The following is a 19,783-nucleotide window of genomic DNA, read 5'->3' on the forward strand; positions in this document are numbered from 1 at the left end:
ACCACCGGTAGCGAACCTGACAATGAACGAACCCTGGCAACGTCTGCCCGCGCTCTCACTAAAGCAACTGCAGTATTTTGTGACCCTGGCCCAGCTACGCCATTTTACCGATACCGCCAATAGGCTGGCGATTAGCCAACCGGCGCTCAGCAGCGCGCTGCGCCAGATAGAAGCGGTGCTTGGGGGCAAGTTGGTCAATCGTACCGCCTCGGCGGTCACCCTGACGGAACTGGGGGCGGCGATTTTACCTCATGCCCAGCGGATACTGAGCGTGGCCCAGGCATCTTTTTTTGATATGCAACAGATCGTGGAAGCGGGCGGCGATGGCACGGTGCGAATAGGCCTGGTTCCGTCGGTGAGCTCACTGCTGTTTCCGCTGCTGCCGCAGACCCTGGCGCAGGCCTTTCCGCGTCTGCGCATCGAATTTCATGACCAGACCAACGATGCGTTAATGCGGGCGCTGCAAAGCGGTGAGATTGATTTTGGTATCGGCGCCATCGACAGTTCGCTGCCGGCTGAGCTACTGGTTTATCCGCTACGCGAGGATCCGTTCGTGGCGGTACTGCACAGCGATGATCCGCTGGCTGCGCAGCCAAATTTACCGTGGAAGCAACTGGTTGGTCGTGATATTGCCGTTTTCTCCAAGGGGAATATCCAGCGGCTGGTGGCGGCGCTGGTGGAAAGCCAGCGTTTGACCTTAACGACGCGTTACCAGGTAGACTATATCGAAACCCTTTATGGGCTGGTGCGTTCGCGACTGGCGGTGGCCATTCTCCCGGCGCTGTATACGACCTATCTCCAGGACCCGGCGTTAAAGGTGGCGCAACTACAGCAGCCGGCGCTGACGCGGACGGTGGCCCTGATGCGCGGGCCGCAGGCGCTTGCACCGTTAATCGAAGAGTGTTTTTCTCTGTTACAGTCCGCATTGCGCTAGGGCAGGTGTTTTATCAGTACGTCCACCGTCAAATGGTTGATGTACTCCAGCGAGTGCGAGGACAGCACCCCCAGCAGCCGGTTATGGTGTCCGGCGATAATTAAATCGATATGGCGTTGTTGTACGCACTCTTCGACATCAGCAAAACGGCGGGTCGTCACCAGCGATAGCGTCTGTACCGGCAGGGCGACGGTCGTCGCCAGCTCGTTGAGCAGGGCTTTGGCCTGAATGACCTCTTGCGATACTTCATCATTCTGCAGGCTGTCGGACACGTAATTAAGCGCCCGGTAGTCGGTGCTGATGTGGGCGATGGTAATCCGCATCCCGTTTTCCTGCGCCATCCTGGCGGCGTGTTGTAGCAACGGAACACCATCAAGGCTGCTATTAATCAGTACCAGCGCATGGTGATAAACGGTCATATATACCTCCGCGCAATAAAACAGTCCTGAACTCATTTTGGGCCTGCGGCGAGGGGAACGCAAATCAGAACATGCGAGGCGAATGGATAAAAAAATCCCCCGCGGCCAGAAAGGGCGCGAGGGAGATTCAGCGATTATCGCTTACGGGGTGACAATGTTGAACCAGAATTCAAATTTGTCCATGTAGCTCAGCATTTCATCGAGCTTAGCGCCATTGCCGCTAATCTTGACGTCGCCCTTATCTTCAGCCTGCTTCAGCGTTTCCTGTTTCAAAATGATCTTGTTCAGGGTATCGCGGTTCAGAGTAATACTGGCGTCAGCGTTGTCTGCTACCGCATTAGCGGTGTGGTTAAGCACGCCATTTTCCAGCTCCAGCTTATACTTCCCGCCATCTGTACCCAGATCGATATTGAAGACCGCTTTCGCCGCGCCGGCTTTCTGGCCGTTGATATGTACGCCCAGATAGTCGAAGAACATCTCCGGGGTCATCGCGCGCACGGTATCCGGGCTGGCGGTATTTGGCGTCGGGAGTTTCTGTACGCCGTTACGCAGTTCCTGCGCGCCGGTCAGGTAGAAGTTGCGCCAGGTACCGGCTTCCGCCTGGTAACCTAACTGCTCCAGGGCATCCGCTTCGAGATTACGCGCATCGGTATTCTGCGGGTCGGCGAAGACGATTTTACTGGTCACCTGCGCCACCCAGCGGTAGTTCCCCTGCTGATAGTCGGCTTTGGCTTTCTGCATGATGGCATCGGTGCCGCCCATGTATTCAACGAACTTCTTCGCAGCCTGTTGCGGCGGCAGCTCGTCGAGGGTCGCCGGGTTGCCATCAAACCAGCCGAGGTAGTAAACGTAAGTTGCTTTTACATCGTGGCTGACGGAGCCGTAATAACCGCGGCTCGACCACTGTTTTTCCAGCGATTCCGGCAGCTTGAAGTTAGCGGCGATTTCATCGCGGGTCAGGCCTTCGTTGGCCATGCGTAGGGTCTGGTCGTTGATGTAGCGATACATATCGCGCTGGCCTTTCATCAGCTTGATAATATTGTCGTTACCCCAGGTCGGCCAGTGATGCTGAGCGATAATGACTTCAGCATCGTTGCCCCAGCGGTCGATCGCGGCGTTAATATATTTTGACCACGCCAGCGGGTCGCGGATCTTCGCGCCGCGCAGCGAGTAGGTATTGTGCAGGGTATGGGTAACATCCTCTGCCGCTTCAATCATTTTCTTCTCTTTGACATACCACAGCATTTCCGACGGCGCTTCGGAACCCGGCGCCATCATGAAGTCGTAGGTCAGACCATCTATCACTTCCTGCTGGCCGGTTTTGGTGATGTAGTTGGTCGGCTGGATAAGCGTCACGGTACCTGCGGAGGTGGTGGTGCCAAGACCGGCGCCGACCTGCCCTTTGGCGTCAGGCTTCAGCAGGTTGCCGTACATGTAGCTGGCGCGGCGGCTCATTGCGGTACCGGCCATGATGTTCTCGGAAACCGCTTCTTCCATAAATCCGGCAGGGGCGTAGATTTTCACCTTACCCGCTTTCACGTCGGCTTCATCAACCACGCCGCGGATACCGCCGTAGTGATCAACGTGGCTGTGGGTGAACAGCACGGCGACAACCGGCTTTTTACCACGGTTGGCGTAATAGAGATCCATCGCTTCTTTCGCCGGCTCGGCGCTCAGCAGCGGGTCGATAACGGTTATCCCTTTCTCACCTTCAATGATAGTCATGTTGGAGAGATCGAGATTACGGATCTGATAAACCCCGTCGGTGACTTTAAACAGGCCGCCGATATTAATCAGCTGCGACTGGCGCCACAGGCTTGGGTTAACGGTATCAGGGGCTTTTTCACCTTCTTTGACGAAGTCATACTTTGCCGGGTTCCAGATAACGTTGCCTTGCTCGCCTTTAATCATGGTCTGCGGCAGCGCGGCGATAAAGCCTTTATGCGCGTTATCGAAATCGGTTTTATCGGCAAACGGCAGTTTGTTGTACAGCGCGTTATTTGCCTGTTGAGTTGCCGGAGTGGCGTCCTGTTGCTGGGCGGCAGCGAAGGCGGAAAGCGACAGTGAAGTTAAAACACCGGCCAGAGCCAGATGTTTAGCGATCTGATTTAATTTCATTGCATGGCCTCTTAGATTATTTGTTCCGCTATCAATGTTTAATATCAGCGGATAATTCAAATGCGGACTAATTACTGGCCATTTTAAAGCGAATACTTTGCGTTGATAGTCCCATATGGGACTGGTCATTCGTGAAAAAATAATCATCTCGAATCCGCTATCACTTCGCTGCTATACTCGATACCACAACAGACGGCGTAGCAAGGTGTATAGCGTGAATTTTCAGGATATCCATAGCTATTATCAGCAACTCAACATTGATGCCTTTTTTCCGCAAATAATGGCACAAGGGGAGCCCCTGACGGTTGCGGCAAATAAAAAATTAGCAATCCAGCCAGAATATATTTATTTTTGCACTGAAGGTTCGCTTTCCATATTAATGCCGGAGAATGGCCTTTATATTGGAAATTCCATTGAGTATATGCCGATTGGTCTTATGGAAAGATACTGCCCGCTGGCGAAGTTTGAATACATCGGCAGCGCGGCGGTGAAGCTGGTCAAAGTCACTTATGATGTTTTTGACCAAATCTTTTTACGCGGCGGTCCTGAACGCGTGCAGGAGTTGGCGACCATTCTGACCTATATGTCGATTTTTACTATCGATCTTCACAACGAACGCCGGCAAATGACCAGCTACCAGACCATCAGGCCAATGCTGTTTCGTTATCTTTACCGTCAGAATACCCATCAGGGGGAAAACGAAGGCCTGGCGCTGTTTATTATCAAGCGCACTAATCTCTCGCGCACGCATGTTTTTCGGGTGCTGGCGGACCTAAAAGCCGGGGGCTATATCACAATGAAGCGCGGCAAACTGATTTCTATCGATCGACCGTTGCCGGAAGACTATTAGCAGAGAGGGAAAACTCCCGCGACCGGGCGCCGCGGGAGCAGGGCATTATGGCGTGACGATGTCGAACCAGAATTCGAAATTGTCCATATAACCCAGCATTTCATTGAGCTTATCGGCGTTACCGGTGATTTTAGCGTCGCCATTATCGACGGCCTGTTTAAGCGTCTCCTCTTTGAGGATGATCTTATTCAGTGTGGCGCGGTTGAGGGCGATAGTGGTATCGGCATCTTTCGCTTCCGCGTTGGCGGTATGGTTCAGTACGCCGTTTTCCAGCTCCAGCTTATACTTGCCGCCGTCGCTGCCGAGATCGATATTAAACACCGATTTCGCGTTACCCGCTTTCTCGCCATTGATATGTACCGCCAGATAGTCGAAGAACATTTCCGGGGTCATCGCGCGCACCGTATCCGGGCTGGCGGTGTTCGGGGTTGGCCCTTTCACTACGCCGTTACGCAGTTCCTGCGCGCCTGTCAGGTAGAAGTTACGCCACGGGCCGGATTCCGCCTGGTAGCCTAACTGCTCCAGCGCATCCGCTTCCAGATTACGCGCGTCCTGGTTTTTCGGATCGGCGAAGACGATTTTGCTGACGACCTGAGCAACCCAGCGGTAGTTACCCTGGTCAAAATCCTCTTTCGCTTTCTTCATGATGGCATCGGCGCCGCCCATGTAATCGACGAATTTTTTCGCCGCTTCTTCCGGCGGCAGTTCGTCGAGGGTCGCCGGGTTGCCGTCGAACCAGCCGAGATACAGCACGTAGGTGGCCTTCACGTCGTGGCTGACAGAGCCGTAATAACCCCGGTTAGCCCAGGTGTTGGCAAGGCTCTCCGGCAGTTTGAATTTAGCGGCGATTTCATCGCGGGTCAGCCCTTCGTTGGCCATGCGCAGGGTCTGATCGTTAATGTAACGATACAGGTCACGCTGGCTCTTCAGCAGGTTAACCACGTTTTCGTTGCCCCAGGTCGGCCAGTGGTGTTGAGCCATAATAATTTCGGCCTTGTCGCCCCAGCGCACAATTGCTTCGTTGATGTACTTCGACCACGGCAGCGGTTCGCGGATTTTCGCGCCGCGCAGCGAATAGGTGTTGTGCAGGGTGTGTGTCACGTCTTCCGCGGATTCAATCAGTTTTTTCTCTTCGATGAACCACAGCATTTCCGACGGCGCTTCCGAACCCGGCGCCAGCATGAAGTCATAGGTCAGACCGTCAATGACTTCTTTCTGCCCGTCTTTTTCGATGATATTGGTCGGCGCAATCAGGGTCACGGTACCCGCCGAGGTGGTGGTGCCAAGGCCGGCGCCGACCTGTCCGGTGGCCGATGGTTTCAGCAGGTTACCGTACATGTAGCTGGCGCGGCGGCTCATGACGTTACCGGCCATGATGTTTTCTGCGACCGCCGCTTCCATAAAGCCGGACGGTGCGTAAATTTTCACTTTGCCGGATTTTACATCCGCTTCATCAACTACGCCGCGCACGCCACCGTAGTGGTCAACGTGGCTGTGGGTATAGATAACGGCGACGACCGGTTTCTTACCGCGGTTTTGGTAATACAGATCCATGCCCACTTTGGCGGTTTCTGCCGACACCAGCGGATCCACGACGGTAATGCCTTCTTTACCTTCGATGATGCTCATATTGGAGAGATCAAGATTGCGGATCTGGTAGACGCCATCGGTGACCTCAAACAGGCCGCTAATATTGATCAATTGAGACTGACGCCACAGGCTCGGGTTGACGGTGTCCGGGGCTTTTTCACCTTCTTTGATGAAGGAGTACTGCTGCGGATCCCATACTACGTTACCTTGTTCGCCTTTAATGATCTCTGTGGGCAGGGCGGCAATAAAACCTTTGTGGGCGTTGGTGAAATCGGTGTTATCTGAGAAGGGAAGTTGGTTATAGAGGGTGTCGTTGGCTTGTTTGGTGGCGGCGGTCGCTTCTTTTGCGGCGACTTCCGCCCATGCTGACAGGCTTAACGATGACAGCAAGCCGGCGATGGCTAAACCTTTCACTACGGGGGTCAATTTCATTGGAATCCTCTTACCATGATGGCAATTCACTCGTTAATTCCGATCTGACGTGGTGTTACAACTTGTAACGCTTATTTGAACTATAACCAGTTGTTTACATTGAGCAAGTTATGGTTACAAAAAAACTACATTAGTTAAAAAACTACTCACTCGTAGGTAAAATGAGATTTATCCAATGGGATTGATGTCTCTTGTTTAGCGCGGTGTCAGACGTGTCGGTTACTGCGGGGAAGGGGAGAAAAAAGCGGCTCTTAGGCCGCTTTTAAATTAACAAGGAAGCGGCGCTATTTGGCGTAGCCTAAAAATTTACCGTCCTGCATGACGGCGATTTTTCCTGATTGGTAGACTATAAAAACGTATAAACCCTGTGAATAGGTTTTCGCGTCAGCATTGCTTTCGTCTAAAGCCGCGGGTTTGCCATCAACGATCAGCCCGGTTGAGTTTATGACCAGCTTCATGCCATTGAAGATTTTCACTTTTTTGCTGGATTGCGCTTTCTGCACGGGATATAAAGCCTGCGCGTTTTCCAGCGCCTGCTTCTCTGCTGCGGCGTTCACCGCAGCCTGTTTGTTTTGTTCCGCAATATAACAGGCGTCTTTACTGAGCCCCTGGGCTTCACACTCGGCCATACGCTGCGCCGGCGAACTGCAACCAGCCGCGATGGCTGCGCTGAGTGCCAGCAGTATCATCGAGACGTATTTCACTTTCATCATTAACGACCTTATCGTAGATATTATTTTATACATGCGACGAACATTCATGACAGCGGCGATCGTCCGCGGATCGTTAGCGTGCTTAATTCGTAACGCGTGGTAACTATGTCGTAGGGTGATTAAGCAAATTGTGATCTACATCAACCGCCGTACGGATAACTAAAAAATAGTGTAATCGTTTACAATGCGGTGAAAAGAGCGTCTCTGTGGCAAGCGTACGGGGATGATACAATGACGAGTAATGACGGTGTGCCAATCAGCCATTATGATGAAACTATGGACATACTTCTAATGAGCATTGAACAAGAAATTATTGATTATATATATACTCATCATAGCCATAAGAAATACTGTTTTTTTGGCGATCGTCCAGAAGTCACGTTAGATACTGAATTAACAAAGGGGGGGCTGAATATCATCTGGGAAGATGCAGAAGATACTTTAGATTACTATTTCAAACAATGGAATGTAAAAATGAATGGCTTCGAAATTATCTATTACTTTGAACCTGAGTTTTTAGGTTCCATGCCTCCAGAGAAGCCGCTTAAACCGCTAACAGTACAAATGTTGGTAGAGTCCGCAAAAGCGGGTGAATGGCTGTACGATTAAGGGACATATCGCCGGGAGACATACCGCTTTTACCGTTTACAAGACTTACCGCTGGCATTACTATCCTGAAGAGAGATTAACGGAACGTTAGTCGCCATTTTGTACCAAATGACTCGGGGTGCCCTTCTTTGTGAAGGCTGAGAAATACCCGTACCACCTGATCTGGATAATGCCAGCGTAGGGAAGTCAGAGACCGCATGGTCTGCGCTGCTTCCTCATCTGGCGGGAGCAAACCATGCATGAACCGCTAAATCCGGCGCATATCGCGCACCTGCAGCAGCTTTTCCGCACCTCTTCGCCGCTTGTTCACTGTATGACCAACGATGTGGTCCAGACTTTCACCGCTAACGTCCTGCTGGCTATTGGCGCCTCGCCGGCGATGGTGATTGATTCTACGGAAGCCGCGCAGTTTGCCGCCATTGCCGATGCGCTATTGATTAATGTCGGGACCTTAACCACTGAGCGCGCCAACGCGATGCGAGCGGCGGCGCAGAGCGCCCGCCAGGCGGGAAAACCCTGGACGCTGGATCCGGTTGCCGTCGGCGCGCTGACGCTACGCACTGATTTTTGTCGTGAGTTACTGGAACTGCGGCCTGCGGCGATTCGCGGCAACGCCTCGGAAATCATGGCGCTGGCGGGGAGCAGCGGCGGCGGGCGCGGCGTGGACACGACCGATAGCGCGGCCGCGGCGTTACCCGCCGCCCAGTCGTTGGCGCGCAAGCTCAATACCGTGGTCGCGGTGACGGGCGAGGTGGATTACATCAGCGACGGCGAGCGCACACTAGCCGTGAGCGGCGGGGATGTCCTGATGACGCGGGTGGTCGGGACCGGCTGCGCGTTATCCGCGGTGGTGGCGGCAAGCGCCGCGATGCCCGGCGATCGGCTGCAAAACGTAGCAGCCGCCTGCGGCCTGATGAAAATGGCGGGAGGTGAAGCGGCGCGACACGGCGGTCCCGGCAGTTTTATCCCGGCATTCCTCGACGCGTTATACGCGGAGGTGGCGGCATGAAGCGGATTAACGCCTTAACCATCGCCGGCACCGATCCCAGCGGCGGCGCCGGGATCCAGGCCGACCTCAAAACATTCTCCGCACTCGGCGCTTACGGCTGCTCGGTGATCACCGCGCTGGTGGCGCAGAATACCCGCGGCGTGCAGTCGGTATACCGCATTGAGCCGGACTTCGTGGCGGCGCAGTTGGATTCGGTGTTTAGCGACGTGCGAATCGATACCACGAAAATCGGCATGCTGGCGGAAACCGATATCGTTGAAGCGGTGGCGGAGCGTCTTGCCCGCTATCAGATTGCCAACGTGGTGCTGGATACCGTGATGCTGGCGAAAAGCGGCGATCCGCTGTTATCCCACTCGGCAATTGCGACGCTGCGCCAGCGCCTGCTGCCGCACGTTTCACTGATCACCCCGAATTTGCCGGAGGCCGCGGCGCTGCTCGATGCGCCGCATGCGCAAAGCGAGCGCGAGATGCTGGAACAGGGCAGGGCGCTGTTGGCATTAGGCTGCGGGGCGGTATTAATGAAGGGCGGACATCTGGACGACGCCGAAAGCCCGGACTGGCTGTTCACCCGCGAAGGCGAACAGCGCTTTACCGCGCCGCGCGTGCAGACCAAAAATACCCACGGTACCGGCTGTACGTTATCTGCCGCGCTGGCGGCGCTGCGTCCTCGCTATGCCGATTGGGGACAAACCGTCGCCGAAGCGAAGGGTTGGCTATCGGCGGCGCTGGCGCAGGCCGATTCGCTGGAAGTGGGGCACGGTATCGGCCCGGTACATCATTTCCACGCCTGGTGGTAAATGGCAGTGAAACGAGACAGCAGAATCTACTGAAAAAATGCGCTCCCGGCTGGAAAATATGCTAACTCGGTACCAGGCTTAACCTGCCCAAAATTTTTGGGTTGGGATAAAACATGCTGGCTGCGGCCAGCACTTACGGGAGATAGCTATGACTGATATTACGCAGTTGCTTGGCAAAGATGCCGACAGCCTTTTACAGCACCGTTGTATGACTATTCCAGCCGACCAACTCTATTTACCGGGCGCGGATTACGTCGACCGGGTGATGGTGGATAACAACCGCCCGCCTGCGGTGCTGCGTAATATGCAGACCCTCTACAATACCGGGCGTCTGGCGGGAACAGGGTACCTTTCCATTCTGCCGGTCGACCAGGGCGTAGAGCACTCGGCGGGCGCGTCGTTCGCCGCCAACCCGCTCTACTTCGATCCGAAAAATATCGTGGAACTCGCCATCGAAGCCGGCTGTAACTGCGTGGCTTCTACCTATGGCGTACTGGCCTCGGTATCGCGCCGCTACGCGCACCGCATTCCATTCCTCGTTAAGCTCAACCATAACGAAACCCTGAGCTACCCGACCGAGTATGACCAGACCCTGTACGCCAGCGTTGAGCAGGCGTTCAACATGGGCGCGGTTGCGGTTGGCGCGACGATCTATTTTGGCTCCGAGCAGTCGCGTCGGCAGATTGAAGAGATCTCCGCCGCCTTCGAGCGCGCGCACGAGCTCGGCCTGGTCACCGTGCTGTGGGCCTATCTGCGCAACCCGGCATTCAAAAAAGATGGCGTCGATTACCACGTTTCCGCTGACCTGACCGGCCAGGCCAACCATCTGGCCGCCACCATCGGCGCTGATATCGTGAAGCAGAAAATGGCCGAGAATAACGGCGGCTATAAGGCGGTGAACTTCGGTTATACCGACGATCGCGTCTACAGCAAGCTGACCAGCGATAACCCGATCGATCTGGTGCGCTATCAGCTGGCAAACTGCTATATGGGCCGTGCCGGGTTGATTAACTCCGGCGGCGCGGCGGGCGGCGAAACCGATCTCGCCGATGCGGTGCGCACGGCGGTGATCAATAAACGCGCCGGCGGCATGGGGCTGATCCTCGGTCGTAAAGCGTTTAAGAAATCGATGAGCGAAGGCGTGAAGCTGATCAATGCGGTGCAGGATGTCTATCTGGACGGCAAAGTCACTATCGCATAAGGCAAAAATCCGGGCGTGAGGCCCGGATTGACTCTTTTACTTACCCCGGTCTCCGGGGTTTTTTTATGATTTTGCTGTGCTGACGGTCAGCGGTTTAGCCGCTTCGCTGGTAGCAAACCCTGGCTGTTCAACGCGAATAAACGGGCACAGGAAGAAGGCGAGAATATAGAGCGCGGTATAGGCCACCACCACGCCGATGGTGCTGAAGTGCGGCAGCAGCACCACCGCAATCGCCGGCGCGAGGAAGTTCGACAGCCCGGCAGACAGGTTGTAGACCGAAATCGCCGCCCCTTTATGCTTTGGCTCCAGCGCCGGGAACACCGCCGCCATCGGCACGAACGCCGCGACAAAAATCCCCAGCGCAATCGCCGGCACCAGCGCCATGGCGAAGTTATGCCCGAAGTGCTGCGGCAGGTAGTAAAACGCCAGGCTCGACAGCGCCATGCCGATGCAGCCGAACCAGCGCACCACTTTCATCCAGCCCAGTTTCTCCGCCACGATACCCCAGAAGACGTTGGAGAAAATGGTGGTGAAGAAGAACGCCGCCCACACCTGCAGCCATTCGGAAGTGGTGAAACCGAGCTCATCGACGAACATCATCGGCATGACCACCGCGAAGCCGAACAGCGACAGGGTGTTGATAATGCGCACAATGCTGGAGAGCATAATGCTGCGGTTGGTGTAGATAAGGGTCACCGCGCGCCCCAGTTCGGAGAACTTCTCGCGGGTGGTGAGGTTCTGCATATGGCGCGGGGTTTCGGTGTTGCGCAGCGCCGCCAGGGCAATCAGCCCGCCGGTGACGCAGAACGCCAGCGCCAGCCACAGAGTGCCCATCTCGCCAATGTGCGGGATGGTGAAGCTCGGGATATAGCTGCCGAACACGCCGATGCCGACGGAGTAGACCGCCCAGAACCAGCCCAGCGCCGAGCTGGAGCTGTCGCTGCGGACGTTATGGATAATGGCGACGATAAACGAATAGAGGAACAGCGGATAGGCCAGTCCGCGGATACCGTAAAACAGCAGGATTAAGGCGTAGTTGGCGCGGCCGAGGCCGAAGACGAGGAACAGGACGTGGAACACGCACCACAGCACAAAACCGATAAACATGGTTTTACGCGGGGTGATGATTTCCGCGACCACGCCGGAGACCCAGGCCGAGAGGGCAGCGGCGAGGCCGTAGAGGGTGAAGGCGAAAGAGGCCTGCGCCGGGCTGAAGCCCAGCTCCTTGATGTAGTGCGAGAGGAAGGCGAGTTCAAAACCGTCGCCGGTCATAAACACGGCGATGGCGACGTATCCCCAGATAAGGTTCAGCGGCAGACCGAACCACTGTTTGTTATTAACGGACATGTTAACCTCGATTTCAGGATGCAGAGGAGCGGCTCCGCTGCACAACAGCGGAGCATTATTGTTATTAAATTAAAGAGGTACGTTATTCGCGGATTAGCCGACCGGCCTGTTGTAGCGCTTTGTAGGCCTCATACCTGCGTTGATGCAGCGGGCTAAACGCCGTTTCGCTGCGATAGGTTTTATCCACTCTGGTGAACCGCTTCATGGCGTCCGGCAGCGAGGCGGCGACGTTACCCGCGACGGCGCCGAGGATGGCGGAGCCCAGTAATACTGGTTCGCTGCTGGCGGTGCTGACCACGGTTACGCCACAGGCATCGGCCAATAGCTGGCGTACCAGCGGGTGCTGCCCTGCGCCGCCGCTGATAACGATATTTTTGCTCTCAATACCACAGGCGCGTTGGGCATCGAGGATCTGCCGCAGGCCGTAGCCAATCCCGCATAATCCGGCGACATACAGCGCGGTCAGGTTATCAAGATCCCGCTCCATCCCCAGCCCGGCAATCAGCGCTTTCGCGTGGGGGTCGGCAAGCGGCGCGCGGTTGCCGAGAAACTCCGGCACGACGTGCAGTCCATCTGCCAGCTTCACCGCCTCCGACGGCGAGGCAACCTGCGCCAGCACGCGATCCGCCAGCCAGACCGGCAGTGGAACGGCGGCGGCTTTGGCCTGTTCGCGCGCTTCGGCCGCCGCCGGATGGAAGCTCAGTAACTGGTCGATAGCCGCGCCGGCGGCGCTTTGTCCACCTTCGTTCAGCCAGTAACCCGGCACCATCGCCGAATAGTAAGGCCCCCAGACCCCAGGGACGAACACCGCTTTCTCGGTGGTGGTCATGGTGCAGGAGGAGGTGCCGAAGACGTAGGCCATATTATTCACCGCGCCGTTGAGTACGCCAACGGTGCCAATGCCGCCGGCATGGGCGTCGATCATCCCGACCGCCACCGGCGTACCGACAGGCAGACCCATCTCTTCGGCCGCCGCCGCGGTTAACCCATCACCACATGGCGTTCCCGGATCGACGATACGCTGGCCGATACGGGCGAAGTCTTCTTCCGCCAGCTCTGCGAGGCCAATCTGGCGGAAGTAGTCGGCATCCCAGCGCTTTTCATGGGCCAGATAGGTCCATTTACAGGTGACGGTACAGACGGAGCGGGCCAGATCGCCAGTCGCGCGCCAGGTGAGGTAGTCGGCCAGGTCGAAGAAGTGACGCGCACGGGCATAAGTCTGCGGGCGATTTTCTTTCAGCCACAGCAGCTTCGGCGTTTCCATCTCCGGAGAGATAGTCCCGCCGACGTATTGCAGCACCGGATGGCGGGTGGCATTGATGCGTTCCGCCTGTTCGGTGGCGCGGTGATCCATCCAGACGATGATATTGCGGTCCGCCTCTTCGCTGGGGCCGACGGCCAGCGGCGCGTCATTCTCCCCGATTACCACCAGCGAGCAGGTGGCGTCGAAGCCGATACCGGCTACCGAGTGCGGAGAGACGGCGGCCTTTACGACCGCGCGTTTAATGCAGTCGCAAACCGCCTGCCAGATTTCGCGGCTGGATTGTTCCACCACGCTGCCGGCGCTACGGAAGAGGGTTATCTCCCGGGTGGCGTGGGCCAGCAGTTCGCCGCTGAGGTTAAATACCCCGGCGCGCACGCTGCCGGAGCCGACATCGACGCCGATAAGGGTTTGAGTCTCGCCATTCATAAAATCGTCCTTTTAGTCACCGATACCGGGGGTTATAAATCAACGCTGTTAGGCAGAATAACCAGGTCGCGCACGGTGACGTTTTTCGAACGGGTGACCATAAACAGCACCGATTCGGCAACTTCGATAGGCTGCATCAGGCTGCCGTTGGCCAGCGCTTCTTCCATTTTCTCTTTCGGCCAGTCATCGAGCAGGGCGGTGACCACCGGGCCCGGCAGTACCGCGCCGACGCGGACGCCGTGCTGGGAAACCTGGCGGCGGGTAGTATGAACAAATGCCTGTACGGCGAATTTTGAGGCGGTATAGATAGGTTCCCAGATAACCGGCACCACGCCGGCGATGGAGCTGGTGAAAATAATATCGCCGGATTTTTGCGCGATCATATGCGGCAGCACGCTACGCACGCAGCGGAAGGCGGCGTTAGTATTGAGGTGCAGCACGCGATCCCAGACGTCCGGGTCGCCCTCAGCGACCGGGCCGCCGATGTAAGCGCCGGCGTTGGCGTGGAAGATATCGAGACGGCCGGCAAGTTGCAGGATGCCGTCAATGATCTTATCCACCTGATCGCCCTGCATCAGATCGACCTGTAAAGCAAAAGCGTTTTCGCCAAGCTCTGCCACAATCTTGTTGAGCTTTTCGCCTTCACGGTCGATCAGAACCACCTTCGCGCCCGCGCCAAGCAGGGTTTTCGCGCATTCAAGACCAATGCCGGAAGCGGCGCCGGTGACCGCGGCGACTTTGCCGCTAAGAGAAGTATTCATAGAGGATACAGAGTGGTTCATTTTATAATCCTTCATGTTGTCTGTTTTGCTCATCAAGCGGGACTCGACGAGCTTGAGGAGCGGTTACCTGCTACAACAATCTGGCCTGTCAGAGCAGGAGTAACTAAGTTAAGCTATTGAATATCAGCACCATTTATTTCAATTTGCTGATGTCTGAACGATTATTGAGTGTATACGCTAGCGAGCGTCATGGTTGCTCAATCGATGAAGCTAATGTTGCGCCAGCTTCATCGATTGAGCAAGTGGGGAAATTAACAGCGAAATGAATTTGTGACGCAAGTTGGGAAAATGAAAAAAATCACTATCTACGATCTGGCGGAATTATCCGGCGTTTCGGCAAGCGCGGTGAGCGCGATCCTCAATGGCAACTGGAAAAAACGCCGTATCAGCGCCAAACTTGCGGAAAAAGTGACGCGGATTGCGCAAGAACAGGGCTACGCGATTAATCGCCAGGCCAGCATGTTGCGCAGTAAAAAATCGCATGTCATCGGGATGATTGTCCCCAAATACGACAACCGTTATTTTGGTTCCGTGGCGGAAGGCTTTGAAGAGATGGCGCGTGAGCGCGGCCTGCTGCCGATTATTACCTGTACTCGCCGTCGACCGGAGCTGGAAATCGAAGCGGTGAAAGCGATGCTTTCCTGGCAGGTGGACTGGGTGGTGGCGACCGGGGCGACTAATCCGGATAAAATTACCGAGCTTTGTCAGCAGGCGGGGGTGCCGACGGTCAACCTTGACCTGCCGGGCTCCACCGCACCGTCGGTGATCTCCGATAACTACGCGGGCGCCCGCGCGTTGACCGATAAAATTCTTGATAACAGCCTCAATCGCCACGGCAAACTGGCGCCGCTGTTTTTTGTCGGCGGGCGCAGCAGCGACCACAACACCCTGGAGCGTTTGCGCGGATTTCGCGATGCCCATGCGGCGCGCGGCATGAGCGTGCCGGATGAAAATATTCTTTCTCCGGGCTATTCAAAAGGCAAAGTAGAAGCCTGCATGCAGGCGCGTTTCAAAAGCGCTGATGAACATCTTCAGGGGTTCTTCGTTAACTCGACCATCTCGCTGGAAGGGGTGGTGCGATGGCTGGCCCAGCTAGGGCTGACCGGCGCCGAACAGCCACCAATGGGCTGTTTTGACTGGGATCCGTTTGTTTATCTATTGGGTCACGACATTGACATGGTGCAGCAGAACGTACCGGCGATGCTGGAAGCGGTATTCAATATCATCGACGCTGGCGAGGCCAGCCAGCAGCGGGTAGAGATCCCGCCGCTGCTGATTAGCAGCCGCGAGCATCTGGCGTGAAAACCGCTGGCGCTAGCGCGTCAGCAGCCAGCGGGCGGTATGTTCATCGGTCACCAGGCCGTTAATCCAGCCGCCTTTTAACGCCGCGAGGATCGCCGGGCGCTTGTTCTCGCCACAGGCGACGGCTATCCGCGGGCACTGATTTTGGCGGATATCGTAGCTGGTGATCAGGCGATTAATTTCGCTGTCGACGACGCCGCCGTCGGCATCGATAAAGCGGCCGAGGATCTCGCCGATGCCGCCGCGTGCCGTCAGTTCATCCAGTTGGGCCTTATTAATAAATCCGTCTTTGAAGATGGGGCTTTGGGTCCCCAATGGGCCGATACCGACGAAAATAACGTCCGCCTGCTGTGCGGCGGCAGATACGTTGCTGAACAGGCGGCTGCCGCACCACATCTCATGTTCCTGACGGGTTTGCGCATAGCGCGGCGCGGGCCACTGGTAGTAGTTGGCCTGAATTTTCCGCGCCAGCAGCAACGGCACGTCGTCGTAGTAGTTGCATTTCCCTTCATCGTTCATTGCGCTAATCAGCGCCACGCAGCGGCTGTTGGGGCTATCGAAATCAATGCGCTGGATGGTTTTTTTCAGCGTTAATCCAGAACCAATGCCGATTATTTTGGCGTTATCGCTCTGCAGGTAGCGGGCCATCAGCTGATAACAACCGAAGGAAACGCTATCCAGCGTGCTCTCTTCGTTGTAGGTCGGCACGATATTGCACTCGATGAGTTGATACTTTTCCTGCAACAACTGCGCATAATCGAGGCAGTTCGCCACCGGATGATGTAAACCAATCGACACAATACCTTCTTCCTTCGCCGCGGCGATCAGGCGCTGGACCACCGGCCTTGAGGTGCCGAGGTGGCTGGCGATTTCGCTCTGATTCTGACCGGCAATGTAGTACATCCATGCGGCGCGGACCTTCTGATCCAGCCTGATGTCGTCTTCTTTACTCACGTTATCCTGCCTTAAATACGCGGGCGCAGTAGCGCAGATACCCGCATTTTGGCTGCGGTTTTCCAAACAGGCAAGCTTTTGCTCTGAATTGGTCATTTGTAATTTTATTGGGTAATTGTTCTTTTGTGATCTGTAGCTCTTATTTGATTCAAATGATCATCTACAGTGAGCCGCATCACCTCAAGGAGAGCAGAACATGAATACGCAATTCACATGGCTTCACATTGGTCTCGGGTCTTTTCATCGCGCCCATCAGGCGTGGTATCTGCATCGACTGCGGGTTTCCGGCGATTCGCGCTGGCATATCGCGGCGGGAAATATTCGTAATGACGCCGAGCATGTGGTGCATGCGCTGGCGGAGCAGGAAGGGCGCTATGTCCTCGAGACGGTGAGCCCGGAAGGGGAGCGAGAATACGAAGAGATCGCCTCAATTCAAAAATTACTGCCGTGGCAGGCGGGGCTGCAGCCGCTGATTGATGAAGGCGCGAACCCGCAGACCAAAGTCATTGCTTTCACGGTGACGGAAGGGGGCTATTACCTCAATACGCAACATCGCCTGGAAACCAGCAACGCCGATCTGCAGGCCGATTTGCAGGGGGATTGCAAAACCATTTATGGCACCATCACCCGGATCCTTGAAAAACGCATCGCCGACGATGCTGGTCCGCTGACGCTGCTTAACTGCGACAACGTGCGCCACAACGGCGAACGTTTCCATGATGGACTGGTGGAATTTCTGCAGCTGACCGGTAAACAGCAGGTTATTGACTGGCTGGCGGTGAACGCGACCTGTCCAAACACCATGGTCGATCGTATCACGCCGCGCCCGGCCGCCGATCTGGCGCCACGTATCAAAGCGCAAACCGGCATCGACGATAAAGCGCCGGTGATGGGCGAAACCTTTATTCAATGGGTTGTGGAAGATAATTTCCGCGCTGAGCGCCCGGCGCTTGAGACGGTAGGCGTGGAGATGGTGGCGTCGGTTATCCCCTATGAAGAGGCGAAGATTCGCATTCTTAACGCGTCACATAGCTGTATCGCCTGGGCGGGAACCCTGTTGGGCCAGCAATATATTCACGAGAGTACGCTTACCGATGCCATCTACGCCATCGCTGACCGTTACGTCAGTGAAGATGTGATTCCGTGTCTGGGCGATAACGGTATCGACCTGGCAACCTATCGCGACGTGGTACTCAAGCGTTTTACCAACCCCTATATCCAGGACACCAATCAGCGGGTGGCGGCAGACGGATTCTCAAAAATCCCGGCGATGATTGCCCCAACCCTGCAGGAGTGCTACCAGCGCGGCGTGCGTCCGCAGGCTACCGCTATGTTGCCGGCGCTGTTCTTTGTCTTTATGCAGCAGTGGCATAAAGGGGCTTTACCGTATCAGTACCAGGACGGAATTCTTGATGAATCGGCGGTACACGCCATGTTTAATTCGCCTGACCCGATCGCCCGGTACGCCGGTGATAAAGCCCTGTTTGGCGATCTGGCGGAATCGGCGGATTTCCACGCGCTGCTGCGTGAGCAAATCGCCGCCGTCTACGCGCTGACCCAGCAGGAGGCGCTATGTATTTAGGCATCGATCTCGGCACTTCGGAAGTTAAAGCGCTGGTGCTGGATGAAAACAATGCGGTCGTCGCCAGCCATAGCGCGCCGTTGACCATTCAACGGCCGCATCCGCAGTGGTCTGAACAATCGCCGCAGGCGTGGTGGGAAGCGACGGAATACCTGATTGCCACTCTGCGCGAGAAGTGCGCGAGCCATTGGTCGGCGATTAAAGCCATCGGCCTTTCCGGACAGATGCATGGCGCCGTGCTACTGGATGCCAGCGGCGAGGTGATTCGCCCGGCGATTTTATGGAATGATACCCGCTGCGCGCAGGAGTGCGCCGAGCTTGAGGAGATGGCGCCGGAGCTGCATCAGGTGGCCGGTAATCTGGCGATGCCGGGATTTACCGCGCCGAAACTGCTGTGGGTGCGGCGTCACGAGCTGCAGCATTTTGCCCGTACCGCTTGCGTACTGCTGCCGAAGGATTTTCTGCGCTACAAGATGACCGGCAAAAAAGTCTCCGATATGTCGGATGCCGCCGGCACCCTGTGGCTGGATGTTGCGCGACGGGACTGGTCCGACGCGCTGCTGCAAAAGTGCGGCCTGACGCGGCAACAAATGCCGGAACTGGTTGAAGGATGCGACGTTTCCGCCACGCTGGCGGCAGACATTGCCGAACGCTGGGGGCTTAATCCTTCGGTGCTGGTGGCGGGGGGCGGCGGCGATAATGCGGTCAGCGCGATTGGCGTTGGCGCGGTGTCGCCGGGAGACGCTTTTATCTCGCTGGGGACCTCCGGCGTGCTGTTTGTCGTCACCGACCGCTATCGTCCGGCGCCGCAGTCGGCGGTGCATGCTTTCTGTCACGTACTGCCGAACCTGTGGCACCAGATGAGCGTGATGCTCAGCGCCGCCAGCTGTCTGCAGTGGTTCTGTCGTCTGACCGGCACCACCGAAGTGGCGCTACTGGAGGAGATAGCCCAGTTAAGCGAAGACGAAAAAGCCAATGCGCCATACTTCCTGCCTTATCTTTCCGGCGAGCGTACGCCGCATAACGATCCGCTGGCGCGCGGTATGTTCTGGGGAATGACCCATGCCAGCCAGCGCGCTCAACTGGGATATGCGGTGCTGGAGGGGGTGAGCTTCGGCATTGCTGACGGCCTGCGCGCGTTGCAGGAGAGCGGAACCCGTATCGACCAGTGTTCCCTGGTCGGCGGCGGCGCCCGCAGTCCGTTCTGGGCGCAACTGCTGGCGGATATCCTGGCGATGCCGGTGGTGACGCATAAAGGTGGGGAAACCGGCGGCGCGCTGGGAGCGGCGCGGCTGGCCTGCCTGGCGGCGGGCAAACCGCTGGCCAGCGTTTGTCATAAGCCGGAAATCTGGCAAACCTGGCAGACGGATCCGCAGCGTCATCAGACGCTGATGCCGCGTTACGCCCATTTTCAGTCTCTGTACCTCAACGACCGACATTTTCGACAGCAATAA

17 protein-coding genes and 1 riboswitch are annotated in these 19,783 nt (G+C 56.4%); of the genes, 9 read left to right on the forward strand and 8 right to left on the reverse strand.

Going from position 1 to position 19,783, the window contains the following annotated elements; genetic code table 11:
* Window positions 1–22: 22 nt before the first annotated feature.
* On the forward strand, window positions 23–934 hold the full coding sequence (locus PGR23_RS01805) for a LysR family transcriptional regulator (RefSeq protein ID WP_047078264.1): 912 nt from the start codon (window positions 23–25) through the stop codon (window positions 932–934).
* On the opposite strand, the gene PGR23_RS01810 is transcribed toward PGR23_RS01805, so the two are convergent.
* Window positions 931–1,353: a universal stress protein gene (locus PGR23_RS01810; RefSeq protein WP_015365758.1), complete on the reverse strand. Its 423-nt coding sequence runs from the start codon at window positions 1,351–1,353 to the stop codon at window positions 931–933. The genes PGR23_RS01805 and PGR23_RS01810 overlap by 4 nt on opposite strands.
* Before the next feature lie 141 nt (window positions 1,354–1,494).
* The gene (locus PGR23_RS01815) at window positions 1,495–3,471 is read right to left on the reverse strand and encodes an alkyl/aryl-sulfatase (protein ID WP_396279531.1); all 1,977 of its coding nucleotides are present in this window, start codon (window positions 3,469–3,471) and stop codon (window positions 1,495–1,497) included.
* 214 nt (window positions 3,472–3,685) lie between these two features.
* On the opposite strand from PGR23_RS01815, the gene PGR23_RS01820 reads away from it, so the two are divergent.
* Window positions 3,686–4,321 carry a helix-turn-helix domain-containing protein gene (locus PGR23_RS01820; protein ID WP_396279532.1) on the forward strand — a complete coding sequence of 212 codons (636 nt, stop codon included), beginning with the start codon at window positions 3,686–3,688 and terminating at the stop codon, window positions 4,319–4,321.
* Between the two features lie 45 nt (window positions 4,322–4,366).
* On the opposite strand, the gene PGR23_RS01825 is transcribed toward PGR23_RS01820, so the two are convergent.
* Window positions 4,367–6,343, reverse strand: a complete 1,977-nt coding sequence (locus PGR23_RS01825) for an alkyl/aryl-sulfatase (protein WP_348876007.1) — start codon at window positions 6,341–6,343, stop codon at window positions 4,367–4,369.
* 284 nt (window positions 6,344–6,627) lie between these two features.
* Window positions 6,628–7,053, reverse strand: coding sequence for a hypothetical protein (locus PGR23_RS01830; protein WP_380377597.1), 426 nt, complete (start codon window positions 7,051–7,053; stop codon window positions 6,628–6,630).
* Between the two features lie 294 nt (window positions 7,054–7,347).
* On the opposite strand from PGR23_RS01830, the gene PGR23_RS01835 reads away from it, so the two are divergent.
* The 4 genes from PGR23_RS01835 to fbaB all read left to right on the forward strand — a co-directional run bounded on the left by PGR23_RS01835 (window position 7,348) and on the right by fbaB (window position 10,672).
* Window positions 7,348–7,665: a DUF1493 family protein gene (locus tag PGR23_RS01835; protein ID WP_045391193.1), complete on the forward strand. Its 318-nt coding sequence runs from the start codon at window positions 7,348–7,350 to the stop codon at window positions 7,663–7,665.
* Between the two features lie 104 nt (window positions 7,666–7,769).
* Window positions 7,770–7,866, forward strand: a riboswitch (TPP riboswitch).
* Window positions 7,867–7,900: 34 nt separating this feature from the next.
* A complete protein-coding gene (gene thiM, locus PGR23_RS01840; protein ID WP_396279533.1) occupies window positions 7,901–8,674 on the forward strand; it encodes a hydroxyethylthiazole kinase in 774 nt (257 codons plus the stop codon).
* A complete protein-coding gene (gene thiD, locus PGR23_RS01845) occupies window positions 8,671–9,471 on the forward strand; it encodes a bifunctional hydroxymethylpyrimidine kinase/phosphomethylpyrimidine kinase (RefSeq protein ID WP_015706078.1) in 801 nt (266 codons plus the stop codon). The genes thiM and thiD overlap by 4 nt, the downstream gene beginning before the upstream one ends.
* A 148-nt stretch (window positions 9,472–9,619) precedes the next feature.
* On the forward strand, window positions 9,620–10,672 hold the full coding sequence (fbaB, locus tag PGR23_RS01850; protein ID WP_015365768.1) for a class I fructose-bisphosphate aldolase: 1,053 nt from the start codon (window positions 9,620–9,622) through the stop codon (window positions 10,670–10,672).
* 63 nt (window positions 10,673–10,735) lie between these two features.
* Here fbaB and PGR23_RS01855 read toward each other — a convergent pair whose 3' ends face one another.
* From PGR23_RS01855 to PGR23_RS01865, 3 genes are all read right to left on the reverse strand, one after another.
* Window positions 10,736–12,019: an RbtT/DalT/CsbX family MFS transporter gene (locus PGR23_RS01855; RefSeq protein WP_396279534.1), complete on the reverse strand. Its 1,284-nt coding sequence runs from the start codon at window positions 12,017–12,019 to the stop codon at window positions 10,736–10,738.
* A gap of 82 nt (window positions 12,020–12,101) precedes the next feature.
* On the reverse strand, window positions 12,102–13,709 hold the full coding sequence (locus PGR23_RS01860; RefSeq protein WP_396279535.1) for an FGGY-family carbohydrate kinase: 1,608 nt from the start codon (window positions 13,707–13,709) through the stop codon (window positions 12,102–12,104).
* Window positions 13,710–13,741: 32 nt separating this feature from the next.
* Window positions 13,742–14,491 carry an SDR family oxidoreductase gene (locus tag PGR23_RS01865; RefSeq protein ID WP_045398225.1) on the reverse strand — a complete coding sequence of 250 codons (750 nt, stop codon included), beginning with the start codon at window positions 14,489–14,491 and terminating at the stop codon, window positions 13,742–13,744.
* A 288-nt stretch (window positions 14,492–14,779) separates the two neighbouring features.
* Here PGR23_RS01865 and PGR23_RS01870 point away from each other — a divergent pair, with 288 nt between their 5' ends.
* The gene (locus PGR23_RS01870; RefSeq protein ID WP_045398223.1) at window positions 14,780–15,793 is read left to right on the forward strand and encodes a LacI family DNA-binding transcriptional regulator; all 1,014 of its coding nucleotides are present in this window, start codon (window positions 14,780–14,782) and stop codon (window positions 15,791–15,793) included.
* Window positions 15,794–15,805: 12 nt separating this feature from the next.
* On the opposite strand, the gene PGR23_RS01875 is transcribed toward PGR23_RS01870, so the two are convergent.
* Window positions 15,806–16,747, reverse strand: a complete 942-nt coding sequence (locus PGR23_RS01875) for a sugar-binding transcriptional regulator (protein ID WP_045398229.1) — start codon at window positions 16,745–16,747, stop codon at window positions 15,806–15,808.
* A 196-nt stretch (window positions 16,748–16,943) separates the two neighbouring features.
* On the opposite strand from PGR23_RS01875, the gene dalD reads away from it, so the two are divergent.
* Window positions 16,944–18,329, forward strand: coding sequence for a D-arabinitol 4-dehydrogenase (gene dalD / locus PGR23_RS01880; protein WP_213797893.1), 1,386 nt, complete (start codon window positions 16,944–16,946; stop codon window positions 18,327–18,329).
* Window positions 18,320–19,783, forward strand: coding sequence for a xylulokinase (gene xylB, locus PGR23_RS01885; protein ID WP_047047564.1), 1,464 nt, complete (start codon window positions 18,320–18,322; stop codon window positions 19,781–19,783). Before dalD ends, xylB begins: the two co-directional genes overlap by 10 nt.

Source organism: Klebsiella sp. 141162 (assembly GCF_050600755.1).
GTDB classification, from domain to species: Bacteria; Pseudomonadota; Gammaproteobacteria; order Enterobacterales; family Enterobacteriaceae; genus Klebsiella; species Klebsiella aerogenes.